Annotated in this window: 10 protein-coding genes; 6 read left to right on the top strand and 4 right to left on the bottom strand. The window is 63.5% G+C overall.

All coding sequences use genetic code 11. The features are described from left to right. Positions 1–84: 84 nt before the first annotated feature. From speA to AC1RMG_RS26300, 4 genes are all read right to left on the bottom strand, one after another. A complete protein-coding gene (gene speA, locus AC1RMG_RS26315; protein ID WP_041115725.1) occupies positions 85–1,998 on the bottom strand; it encodes an arginine decarboxylase in 1,914 nt (637 codons plus the stop codon). A 222-nt stretch (positions 1,999–2,220) separates the two neighbouring features. Further along, positions 2,221–2,592: a translation initiation factor Sui1 gene (locus AC1RMG_RS26310; protein ID WP_015634001.1), complete on the bottom strand. Its 372-nt coding sequence runs from the start codon at positions 2,590–2,592 to the stop codon at positions 2,221–2,223. A gap of 184 nt (positions 2,593–2,776) precedes the next feature. Continuing rightward, positions 2,777–3,313, bottom strand: coding sequence for an NUDIX hydrolase (locus AC1RMG_RS26305; RefSeq protein WP_011059046.1), 537 nt, complete (start codon positions 3,311–3,313; stop codon positions 2,777–2,779). 3 nt (positions 3,314–3,316) lie between these two features. Beyond that, positions 3,317–4,384, bottom strand: coding sequence for a DUF2333 family protein (locus tag AC1RMG_RS26300; protein WP_011059045.1), 1,068 nt, complete (start codon positions 4,382–4,384; stop codon positions 3,317–3,319). Positions 4,385–4,672: 288 nt separating this feature from the next. On the opposite strand from AC1RMG_RS26300, the gene gcbA reads away from it, so the two are divergent. The 6 genes from gcbA to prmA all read left to right on the top strand — a co-directional run bounded on the left by gcbA (position 4,673) and on the right by prmA (position 12,029). Continuing rightward, a complete protein-coding gene (gcbA, locus tag AC1RMG_RS26295) occupies positions 4,673–6,340 on the top strand; it encodes a diguanylate cyclase GcbA (protein WP_015634000.1) in 1,668 nt (555 codons plus the stop codon). A gap of 53 nt (positions 6,341–6,393) precedes the next feature. Continuing rightward, positions 6,394–8,355, top strand: coding sequence for a methyl-accepting chemotaxis protein (locus AC1RMG_RS26290; protein WP_236203705.1), 1,962 nt, complete (start codon positions 6,394–6,396; stop codon positions 8,353–8,355). Positions 8,356–8,585: 230 nt separating this feature from the next. Further along, positions 8,586–9,038 (top strand): type II 3-dehydroquinate dehydratase, encoded by a 453-nt coding sequence (gene aroQ, locus AC1RMG_RS26285; protein WP_011059042.1) that lies wholly within the window; start codon positions 8,586–8,588, stop codon positions 9,036–9,038. Between the two features lie 48 nt (positions 9,039–9,086). Next, positions 9,087–9,545, top strand: coding sequence for an acetyl-CoA carboxylase biotin carboxyl carrier protein (accB, locus tag AC1RMG_RS26280; protein WP_011059041.1), 459 nt, complete (start codon positions 9,087–9,089; stop codon positions 9,543–9,545). A 17-nt stretch (positions 9,546–9,562) separates the two neighbouring features. Next, a complete protein-coding gene (gene accC, locus AC1RMG_RS26275; RefSeq protein WP_015633996.1) occupies positions 9,563–10,924 on the top strand; it encodes an acetyl-CoA carboxylase biotin carboxylase subunit in 1,362 nt (453 codons plus the stop codon). A gap of 226 nt (positions 10,925–11,150) precedes the next feature. Beyond that, positions 11,151–12,029: a 50S ribosomal protein L11 methyltransferase gene (gene prmA / locus AC1RMG_RS26270; RefSeq protein WP_011059039.1), complete on the top strand. Its 879-nt coding sequence runs from the start codon at positions 11,151–11,153 to the stop codon at positions 12,027–12,029. Positions 12,030–12,041 lie beyond the last annotated feature (12 nt).

The following is a 12,041-nucleotide window of genomic DNA, read 5'->3' as shown; positions in this document are numbered from 1 at the left end:
CTCGTGCCCGCAGGCCGTACAGCCTGAATTGCGGGCAAAAAAAACCCACCGCAAGCGGTGGGTTTCCAGGGTTCGCCGGGGCTGTCAGGAAGACAGGTAGGACGAACGGGTCAGGCCCAGGCGCAATGCGTCAAGGAACTGGGTACGCTCGGCGGCGCTGATCTTGGCGCTGGCCACCTTGTCGCGGTAGTGGGTCATCAACTCCTCCGGCGACAGGTGCACGTAGCGCAGCATGTCTTCGATGGTGTCGTGGGTCTCGATCCCGGCGTGGTACACGCTGCCATTGGCCCGCTGGTAGATGTTCACCGAGTCGGTGTCGCCGAACAGGTTGTGCATGTCACCAAGGATTTCCTGGTAGGCGCCCACCAGGAAGATCCCCAGCAGGTAGTCCTCACCCTCGTTGAGGCCGTGTACCGGCAGGCTGGTCTCGATGCTCTGCTCGTCGACGTACTGTTTGATCTTGCCGTCGGAGTCGCAGGTCAGGTCCTGCAGCACCGCGCGGCGCAGCGGCTCTTCGTCGAGGCGGTGCAGCGGCAGGATCGGCAGGACCTGGCCGATGGCCCAGGTGTCCGGCAGGCTCTGGAATACCGAGAAGTTGCAGATGTACTTGTCGGCCAGCTTGTCGTTGAGTTCGTCCAGCACCTGGCGGTGGGAACGCTGGCGCGCCTTGAGCGAGTTGTGCAGGCGCCGGCATACGGCGAAGTAGCACTGCTCGGCCAGGGCTTTCTCGGCCAGGGTCAGCTTGCCGTCGGCGTACTGGGCGGCCACGTCGCTCATGTAGTGAGTGGCGCGCCAGTAGGTTTCGGTGACCATTTCAATGTCGGTCGGGCCCAGCAGGTCCACCAGCCATTGCACGGTTTCCGGCAGCTCCTGCTTGTTGTCGATCTGCGGCACGTCGTCGTTGTGCTTCTCGACGTCGGTGACCTGCACCACCAGCATGGCGTGGTGGGCGGTCAGGGAGCGGCCGCTCTCGGAGAAGATGTGCGGGTGCGGCAGGTTCTGCGCGTCGCAGAATTCCTTGAGCATGCCCACCACCACGCCGGCGTAGTCATCCATGTCGTAGTTGATCGAACTGGCGTTGCGCGAGTGGGTGCCGTCGTAGTCCACACCCAGGCCGCCGCCAACGTCGATGTGGTCCACCGGCAGGCCGAGGTTGCGCAGCTCGCCGTAGTAGCGGATCGCTTCCTTGAAGCCGTGCTGGTAGTCCGCCAGGTTGGCGATCTGCGAGCCCATGTGGAAGTGCAGCAGGCGGATGCCCTGGTCCAGGCCGGCGGCGCGGAAGCGCTCCACCACCGACAGCAGTTGCGCCGCCGACAGGCCGAACTTGGACTTTTCACCACCGGTGTCGGCCCACTTGCTCGAAGCCAGGGACGACAGGCGCACCCGCAGGCCCACCTGTGGCTTGACCTTGAGGGACGCCGCTTCCTCGATCACCAGGCCCACTTCGGACTCTTTCTCGATGACGATGAACACGTTGTGGCCCAGCTTCTGGCCCATCAGCGCCAGGCGGATGAACTCGCGGTCCTTGTAGCCGTTGCAGACAATGGTGCCGCCCTTGGGCGCCAGGGCCAGGACCGCCAGCAGCTCCGGCTTGGAGCCGGCTTCCAGGCCGATGGAAACATTCTGGGTGGCGATGATGTTCTCGATCACCGCTTCTTGCTGGTTGACCTTGATCGGGTACAGCGCGGTGTACTTGCTCTGGTATTCCAGGCGCCCGATGTTGGCATCGAAGGCACCGGTCAGCTGGCGCACGCGGTCCTGGAGGATGTCCGGGAAGCGCACCAGCAACGGCAGGGACAAGCCGCTCTTGCGCAGCTCCTCGACCTGTTCGAACAGATCGATGGGCAAGCTGCTCGGGCCGTTCGGACGAACTTCGACGCGACCGGCGTCATTGATCGCGAAATACCCGGCCCCCCAATGGCGAATCCCGTAGACACTGCGGCTGTCCGCAACTGTCCATTGGCTGCCATCGTCTTTACGTGTGCGTCGTACGGACATCGAAGTCCCCTATAAAGAAGTCATAGAGCGCCGCCCCACTCCAGGGCTGGCGCAGTCTAAAGAATGAAAATGACGATTAGCCTGCAAGCGCAATAGACCGCGCCCGCCGTGCCGAGTTTAGAAACCGTTCATGAACAGGCTCTGTGAAAACCATGGAGACGACGCCGGTGTCCTGAGCGAATCAAGACAGGGTCCAGTCACAGGTGGTTTTCACAGAGGCTGCTAGCCGCCGGACTTCTTCGCCTTGAAACCGTGCTTGACCAGTTCCGCCAAGAGTAGCTCGACATGGTCGCCCTGGATTTCGATGACGCCGTCTTTCAGGGCGCCGCCGGTGCCACAGCGTTTCTTCAGCGTCGTGGCCAGCTCCTTGAGGGCATCTTCGGCCAGGGGCACGCCGGTGATGGTGGTCACCGTCTTGCCGCCACGGCCCTTGCTTTCGCGGCGCACGCGAGCAATGCCGTCGCCGGCCGGGATCACGGTTTGTTTGCAGATACAGGCGGCTACCGGCTGGCTACAGTCCGGGCAATGTCGACCTGCGTCGGTGGAAAATACCAGGCCACCAAGGGCGGCGAAGGATGCGGCTTTTTTGGCCACCGGCAATCCTCTTGGGAGGACAAAGACTGGTCGAAGCACATGGCGGTGCCATCGACCGCGAAGCCCCACTCAGGCAGGGGCAGCGCTACTGAACCAGGGCAGCCTGGTTCAGCTTGAAAAGTCGCGCAGTGTAACGGCAAAAAGCCCGGTTGCTAAGAGCCAATCAGCGCCAATTTATGCAACTTTAGCGACGCCGTGCCAGATAGCGCTGCAGGGCAGCCAGGGAGTCCGGGCAATAGGGCTTTTCGTGGATTTCCCGCAGCACCTGATCCAATGGCATGAAGTGCGCTTCGAGGACTTCTTCCGGCTGCAGGCGCAGCGGGCCGTCCCACACCGCACAGAACGCCGAGCACCAGAGGCGGTTGCCGGTGTCCTCGAAGAAGAAATGATCGTGGGCGACCAGCTCCACCCCGCTCACCCCCAGTTCCTCCTCCAGTTCCCGGGCAGCCGACTCGGCGTAGCTCTCGCTGGCCAGGACCATGCCGCCGGCGGCGACGTCCCAGTAGCCCGGGTAGATGGCCTTGCTCAGGGTTCGCCGGTGCACGCACAGCTCACCGGCGGAGTTGAACAGCATGATGTAGGTGCCACGCCCGATCAGGCCGCGCTCGCGCAACTCGGAACGGACCATGGCGCCCAGCAACTGGTCTTCGCCATCGACCCAGGCAATCTGTTCTGCATCGGAGGCGGCGCGGTGGGCCGCCTCTTTGTCGGTTGCGACCATGGATCAGCCTTGATTGAGCAATTGACGCAAGTCGATGACCGCCGCGTTGGCCCGGGAAATATAGTTGGCCATCACCAGCGAGTGGTTGGCCAGCACGCCGAAGCCGCTGCCATTGAGAATCATCGGGCTCCAGACCGGCTCCTGGGACGCTTCCAGTTCGCGAATGATCTGGCGCACGCTGACGGTGGCGTTCTTCTTCGCCAGCACATCGGCGAAGTCCACCTCGATGGCCCGCAGCAGGTGCGACAGCGCCCAGGCCTGGCCACGGGCTTCGTAGAACACGTTGTCGATCTGCATCCACGGGGTTTCCACCACTTCTTCATCGACCTGCGGGCCCTGGCCGGGGGCCGGCACTTCGGTCTTCAGAGCAGTATTGAGCTTGACCCGGCCGACGCTGGCCGACAGGCGCTGGGACAGCGAGCCCAGGCGCGTGCCAACGTCACCCAGCCAATTGTTGAGGTTGTCGGCGCGGGCATAGAACTGCGCGGTCTTCTGGTTCGGATCGGACAGACGCGCCTGGTAGCGGCTCAGGGAGTTGATGCCTTCCTGGTACTCCGATTCGCTGGACGGCAGGATCCAGCTCTTGTTGTCGAAGTTGAAGCGCGGCTCGGCCTTGGCCAGGTCGGCGTCTTCGGCGGACTGCGACTGGGAACGGGCGAAGTCCTTGCGCAGGGCACGGGTCAGGTCGCGGACCTGGACCAGCACGCCGTATTCCCAGCTCGGCATGTTGTCCATCCACAGCCCCGGTGGAAAACGGTCGTTGGAAATGTAGCCACCCGGCTTGTCCAGCAGGGTGCCGACCACGGTCTTCAGGGTTTCCACGGTGGTGTAGCCCACCACCATCTGTCGGCCTTCCTTCTCGGCGGCGATCTGGGCGTTCTGCTGGACCGGGAACAGCGCCGGCTCCTGGCTCCAGTACCAGCCCAGGGCACCGGTGACCAGCAGATACAGGCCCAGCAAGGTGGCCAGGGCACGACTGAACAGCAGGCCACCGAAATAGCTGCGTGTCGCCGACTTGGGTTCGGCAGCACGATCTGGCGCGCTGCCTGCGCGATTCTTCCAATCCAGCATGGCTATGTCCTTTCAATCACTTGAGTTCATCGGTTCGACCACAACCCTACTCCATCGTGCCTTGCCTTGACGGGATAAATCTTCCGGCAAATGCGCGCCGCGCAATGATTGCGAATCAGCTGGCCACTATAAATGAAGCACAGTCCGGAGCCTACGCGACCAGTCGGTCAGGAACTGAATAACGTCGCTTTGCACATTATTGACGTACGACACTCATGGGACACAAAAGTGGTGCTAGCATAGAGCCACCAGTCGATCTCAGCATGCACCCTAACTAGTAGTCAGGATATGACCGAGCCAGAAGACCCCAGCCGTGAGCGCCTCAAGCACCACTTTGCCCAGCGGGTAATTCATCAGGCACGTCAGATTCTTGAGATATGGCAGCGTCTGCAACGCAGCGAATGGTCGACCACCGACATGTCGGAGCTGTGCGAGGCCAACCTGCGCCTGCTGCGCTTCGCCGAACGTTTCGAACAACCCGAACATACCCAGCTGGCCCGCAGCATCAGCCAGTCCCTGGAAGCGGTGGACGCCAACCGTGGCCGCCTCAGCAGCAACCTGATCACCGACCTCAACCGCCTGATGCAGCGCCTGTCGCGCACCGGGCTGCGCCACGGCGACCAACTGGAACAGACCTTCCTGCCGCCCCTGCGCAAGCCGATCTACGTGATGCTGCAGGACCACGACCGGGCCGAGCGCCTGGCCAAGCAGTTGGAATTCTTCGGCCTCAGCGCCCAGTCCCTGGACAGCATTCCGGCCTTTCGTTCGTCCATGGTCGAACGCCTGCCGGCGGCCATCGTCATCGATGTGGATTTCTGCGGTGCCGGCATGGGCCTGACCCTGGCCGCCGAGGCCCAGGTCGGCCTGGAGCAGAAACTCCCGCTGCTGTTCTTCAGCCTGCATGAAACCGACACCCCGACGCGCCTGGCCGCAGTGCGCGCCGGCGGCCAGGAATTCCTCACCGGCACCCTGGAAGCCTCCAGCCTGCTGGAAAAAATCGAAGTACTGACCTGCGTCGCCCAGTACGAACCTTATAAAGTGCTGATCATCGACGACTCCCGGGCCCAGGCCCTGCACACCGAGCGCCTGCTCAACAGTGCCGGGATCGTCACCCGCACCCTGATCGAACCGATCCAGGCCATGGCCGAGCTGGCGGACTTCCAGCCGGACCTGATCATTCTCGACATGTACATGCCGGCCTGCACCGGCACCGAGCTGGCCAAGGTAATCCGCCACAACGACCGCTACGTCAGCGTGCCGATCATCTACCTGTCCGCCGAGGACGACCTGGACAAGCAGCTGGACGCCATGAGCGAAGGCGGCGACGACTTCCTCACCAAGCCGATCAAGCCCCGGCACCTGATCACCACCGTGCGCAACCGCGCGGCCCGGGCGCGCAACCTCAAGGCGCGAATGGTCCGCGACAGCCTCACCGGCCTGTACAACCACACCCATATCCTGCAACTGCTGGAAGACTGCAGTTTCCGCGCCCGTCGCGAGGGCAAGCCGCTGAGCTTCGCCATGCTGGATATCGACCACTTCAAGCGGGTCAACGACAGCCACGGCCACCCCATGGGCGACCGGGTGATCAAGAGCCTGGCGCTGTTTCTCAAACAGCGCCTGCGCAAGACCGACTTCATCGGCCGCTACGGCGGCGAAGAATTTGCCATTGTCATGCCCGACACCGACCAGGACGCCGCGTGCAAGGTTCTGGACGAAATCCGCCAGCGCTTTGCCGAGATCCACTACCCGGCCCAGCCCCAGGACCTGTGGTGCACCTTCAGCGCCGGGGTGGTGGAAATGCAGGAGGATTCCGACAGCCTGATGATGGCCAGCCAGGCCGACGAAGCCCTGTACCGGGCCAAGCATGGTGGGCGCAATCGGGTCCAGGCCGCGCGATCAAGTCAAAGTGCCATCTTTTCATCCGAATCCACCGATTCGGTCATAACCTTGTAATACAAACGCAATAAATTCAGGCGCTTACCATTTATGCCGTTGGTAGAGCCCCGATGCGCCTGAAGCTGCTGACCAATCTCAATACCCTGCTGCTCGTTGCCGTTTGCCTCGCCCTTGGGGCGACGCTGTGGTGGTCGCAACGGGCCCTGGAACGCCCCTATCTATTGATGGAGCGCTACCTGGGGCTGTCCCAGCAGTTTCAGAACCAGGTGGCGCGCAATATCGAAGACTACCTGGCCAGCGGCGATGCCCTGCGCCTGAGCAGTGCGGCCCAGGCCCTGGAAACCCTGCAGGGCGAGCTGGGCGAACTGCCGCTACCGCTGGCGCAAAGCCTGCGCCCGAGCCTGGCCAGCCTCGACGACTTCAGCAAGACCGACCTGCTGGCCGCCGGCAAGTTGGCAGGCGATCCCCAGGCCCTGCTGTTGCAGGCCGAACGCGAGCTGGGCGCCAACCTGGAGCAGCTCAGCCAGTACGCCAGCGGGGCCAAGAGCGCGGAAGCGGCGAACTACCTGCCTTTATTGCTCACCGCCTCCCAGCACCTGGGCAAGCTCTCCCTGGCCCGGGACAAGCTGGTGAGCAGTGGCCGCAGCGAGCTGGCCGCCGATGTGGAACGGGAAGTGAACAGCATCCGCGCCCAGGCCGATCAGCTCGAAGCCCTGCCTTTATTGGGCGTGGCCGCCAGCAGCGAATCGGGCACCGATGATTTCGCCGCCATGATGGGCCTGGAAAACACCGAAAAAGCCGCCGCCGAAGATGCCGGCATAGGCTTCAAGCGTGAACTCAACAGCCTGCTCAGCCGCTATCCGGCAGAACTGCAACGCACCCGCGAGCAGATCCAGAAGCGCGCCGACCTGAGCGCCGCAACCCTGCTGAAGATCAACGCCGTGCGCCAGGCCATCGCCGAGCTGGAACCGGCGGTACGGGCCCAGCACGGGCAGATCCAGGGCGAAGTGCGGCTGATGCAGGGGCTGATGATCGGCCTGATCCTGTTGATCGCCCTGGTGATCGACACCTTGCAGCGCAAGCTGGCGCGGGTTCTGACCAACCTCGCCCCGGCGCTGTCGACCTGGGCCGAAGGCGACTTCAGCCGACCGATCCAGCTGGGCAAGACCAACCGCGAGCTGCATGACATCGAGGAGTCCCTGAACCGCCTGCGCGCCTACCTGGTGGACCTGGTGGGCACCATCCGCCAGAACGCCGAACAAGTGGCCGGCAGCAGCCGCGCCCTGGCCGACCTGAGCAGCGGCCTGCACAGCGGCGCCGAGCGCCAGGCCGGCGACACCGCACAGATCCGCGATGCCCTGGGCGAACTGGAAGCCACCATCCAGCAGGTCGCCGGGGACGCCAGCCAGGCCGCCGACGCCAGCCGCAGTGCTGGCCTCGCCGTGCAGCAGGGGCAGAAAGTCATAGGCCTGAGCCTCACCGGGCTGCACGCCCTTGTCGGGGAAGTCCAGGGCAACGCGCAGATGATCGAACACCTGGCGCAGGAATCCGCCACCATCGGCGGCGTGCTGACGGTGATCCGCTCCATCGCCGACCAGACCAACCTGCTGGCCCTCAACGCCGCCATCGAAGCCGCCCGCGCCGGGGAAATGGGCCGCGGTTTTGCCGTGGTCGCCGAAGAAGTGCGCTCCCTGGCCCAGCGCACCGCCGGGGCCACCGCGGAGATCCAGACCCTGATCGCCGGCCTGCAGGCCGCCGCCCAGCAATCGGTACAAGGCATGCGCGCCCAGGTCGAACACGCCGAGGCCACCGCCGGCCAGGCCCAGGCCGCCGATGGCGCCCTGGACGAAATCGTCGGGGCGATCCAGACCATCGCCGATACCGCCGTGCGGATCGCCGATGTCACTGCCCAGCAGAGCGGCGCGGTGAGCGAAATCCGCGATCACAGCGAACGCATCCACCAGTTGGGCGGCGACAACCTGCTGCGCATCGGCGAAGGCCGGGCCCAGGGCGAGAACCTGCTGGACCTGGGCGGGCAATTGCATACGGCCGTCCAAGCGTTCCGCGTCTAGGCTCTGAAACGGGCGCGCAAACCACAACCCACCGCCATCAGCGACGAAACGGGCGACAAGAAGCACGCCCCCCTTCTTGAGGGCAAATGACCGGATTTAATCTGTCGGTCACATATTTTGCGCAAACATCGGTCATCGTGCTGGCTATTGCAGAGAACTGGACAGTCATAAAGTCTTTCCGGCATAGTCGCCGGGTTCTGACAACAGCCCCCGATAACAAGGAACAACCGATGGCCACCCTACTGGTTCTTCACGGACCCAACCTGAACCTGCTCGGCACCCGTGAACCGGGGGTCTACGGTGCAACTACCCTGGCCCAGATCAACCAGGACCTGGAGCAACGGGCCCGTGATGCCGGGCACCATCTGCAGTACCTGCAGAGCAATGCCGAGTACGAATTGATCGAGCGCATCCATGCCGCCCGCGATGAAGGCGTGGATTTCATTTTGATCAATCCAGCAGCTTTTACGCATACAAGCGTCGCATTACGTGACGCGCTGCTGGCGGTGAGCATCCCATTCATCGAAGTGCATTTGTCCAACGTGCACAAACGCGAACCTTTCCGTCATCACTCCTACTTCTCCGATGTTGCGGTGGGAGTGATCTGCGGCCTTGGCGCCAGCGGTTACCGACTGGCCCTGGAGGCCGCCCTAGAACAGCTTGAACGTCAGGCAAACGCTTGAACGACAAGCGATAAACGCCCCTGACCGACCCTTGGGAGTTGATGATTCATGGATATCCGTAAAGTTAAGAAACTGATCGAACTGCTGGAAGAGTCCGGCATCGACGAGCTGGAGATCAAGGAAGGCGAAGAGTCCGTACGCATCAGCCGCCACAGCAAGACTCCAGCCCAGCAGTACTACGCACCGGCTCCGGTTGCCGCTCCAGTGGCTGCGCCTGCCGCTGCCGCTCCTGCTGCCGCCGCTCCTGCAGCACCGGCCGCACCCGCGCTGAACGGCACCGTGGCCCGTTCGCCAATGGTCGGTACTTTCTACCGCAAGTCTTCGCCTACCTCGCCAGCCTTCGTTGAAGTCGGCCAGAGCGTGAAGAAGGGCGACACCCTGTGCATCGTCGAAGCGATGAAGATGATGAACCACATCGAAGCTGAAACCAGCGGTGTGATCGAGTCCATTCTTGTCGAAGACGGCCAGCCGGTTGAGTACGACCAACCGCTGTTCACCATCGTTTGAACCGCGGAGAGTCTTTGATGTTGAAGCCTGCGAAGTTGGAAAAAGTCCTGATCGCCAACCGCGGCGAAATCGCCCTGCGGATCCTGCGTGCCTGCAAGGAAATGGGGATCAAGACCGTAGCCGTCTACTCCAAGGCCGACAAGGAGCTGATGCACCTGGGCCTGGCAGACGAATCGGTATGCATCGGCCCTGCGCAAGCCGCGCAGTCCTACCTGCACATCCCGGCCATCATCGCGGCCGCTGAAGTCACTGGCGCCACGGCGATCCACCCTGGCTACGGCTTCCTCGCGGAAAACGCCGACTTCGCCGAACAGGTGGAAAACTCCGGCTTCGCCTTCATCGGCCCGAAAGCCGAGACCATCCGCCTGATGGGCGACAAGGTTTCCGCCAAGCACGCCATGATCGCTGCCGGCGTACCGACGGTTCCAGGTTCCGACGGCCCGCTGCCGGAAGACGAGGAAACCGCCCTGCGCATCGGCCGTGAAGTCGGCTACCCGGTGATCATCAAGGCCGCCGGCGGCGGTGGTGGTCGCGGCATGCGCGTGGTGCACAAGGAAGAAGACCTGATCGCCTCGGCGAAGCTGACCCGCTCCGAAGCCGGCGCGGCGTTCGGCAACCCGATGGTCTACCTGGAGAAGTTCCTGACCAACCCACGTCACGTGGAAGTCCAGGTGCTGTCCGACGGCCAGGGCAATGCCATCCACCTGGGCGACCGCGACTGCTCGCTGCAGCGTCGGCACCAGAAGGTCCTCGAAGAAGCGCCGGCACCGGGCATCGACGAGACTGCGCGCCAGGAAGTCTTCGCCCGCTGCGTCAAGGCGTGCATCGACATCGGCTACCGTGGCGCCGGCACGTTCGAGTTCCTCTACGAGAACGGCCGCTTCTACTTCATCGAGATGAACACTCGCGTGCAGGTAGAGCACCCGGTATCGGAAATGGTGACCGGTATCGACATCGTCAAGGAAATGCTCAGCATTGCCGCCGGCAACAAGCTGTCGTTCACCCAGGACGACGTCGTGATCCGCGGCCACGCGCTGGAATGCCGGATCAACGCCGAAGACCCGAAAACCTTCATGCCAAGCCCAGGCACGGTCAAGCATTTCCATGCCCCGGGCGGCAACGGCGTGCGCGTCGACTCGCACCTGTACAGCGGTTACGCGGTTCCACCGAACTACGATTCGTTGATCGGCAAGCTGATCACCTACGGGGCCACCCGTGACGAAGCCATGGCGCGCATGCGCAATGCGCTGGACGAAATCGTCGTCGACGGGATCAAGACCAACATCCCGCTGCACCGCGACCTGACCCGTGACGAAGGCTTCTGCAAAGGGGGCGTGAACATTCACTACCTCGAGCACAAGCTGGCCGAGCAACACTGATCGGCACCCGCCACACCGACAAGGCCGCTTTCGAGCGGCCTTGTCGTATCCGCCGCCCTGCAGGAGCGAGCCCGCTCGCGAACCGCGCAGCGGCCATTCTCTGATCAACCGTCCTTGCGACCAAGCACAGGGCATCCCCCTCGCTCCCAAGGGGCGTCTCGCGTAAACTTGCGCGCTTCTCGCGGCCCACTAGGCTGCACATCACATATTTTCAAAGGTGCCCGCCATGCCTTGGCTGCAAGTCCGTCTCGCCATCAGCCCAGAACAAGCCGAAACCTACGAAGACGCTTTTCTTGAAGTCGGTGCCGTCTCGGTCACCTTCATGGACGCCGAGGATCAGCCGATCTTCGAACCTGAACTGAACACCACCCCGCTCTGGTCCCACACCCATCTGCTGGCCCTGTTCGAGGGCGGCACCGAAGCCGCCAGCGTACTCGCCCACATGGAGCTGCTGACCGGCGGCCCGCTGCCCGAGCATCACAGCGAAGTCATCGAAGACCAGGATTGGGAGCGCAGCTGGATGGACAACTTCCAGCCCATGCGTTTCGGCCAGCGCCTGTGGATCGTTCCCAGCTGGCACGCCGCGCCGGAGCCCGAGGCCGTGAACCTGCTGCTGGACCCGGGCCTGGCCTTCGGCACCGGCACCCACCCGACCACCGCCCTGTGCCTGGAATGGCTGGACGGCCAGGACCTGAAGGACTGCAACGTGCTGGACTTCGGCTGCGGCTCGGGGATCCTGGCCATTGCCGCCCTGTTGCTGGGCGCCAAACAGGCGGTGGGCACCGACATCGACGTGCAAGCCCTGGAAGCCTCCCGTGACAACGCCGGGCGCAACGGCATTGCCGACGAGCTGTTCCCGCTCTACCTGCCCGAGCAACTGCCCCAGGTGCAAGCCGATGTACTGGTGGCCAACATCCTGGCCGGGCCACTGGTGGCCCTGGCGCCGCAGCTTTCGGGGCTGGTCAAGTCCGGCGGGCGCCTGGCGCTTTCCGGCATCCTTGCCGAACAGGGCGAGGAAGTCGCCGCAGCTTATGCCCAGGACTTCGATCTGGACCCGATCGCCACCCTTGATGGCTGGGTGCGCATCACCGGCCGTCGGCGCTAGAATGGCCGCCTG

This window comes from Pseudomonas sp. GW822-FHT04H02 (assembly GCF_058800645.1).
Note: the sequence above shows the minus strand (reverse complement) of the source record. Positions and strands in the feature narration are given on the sequence as shown.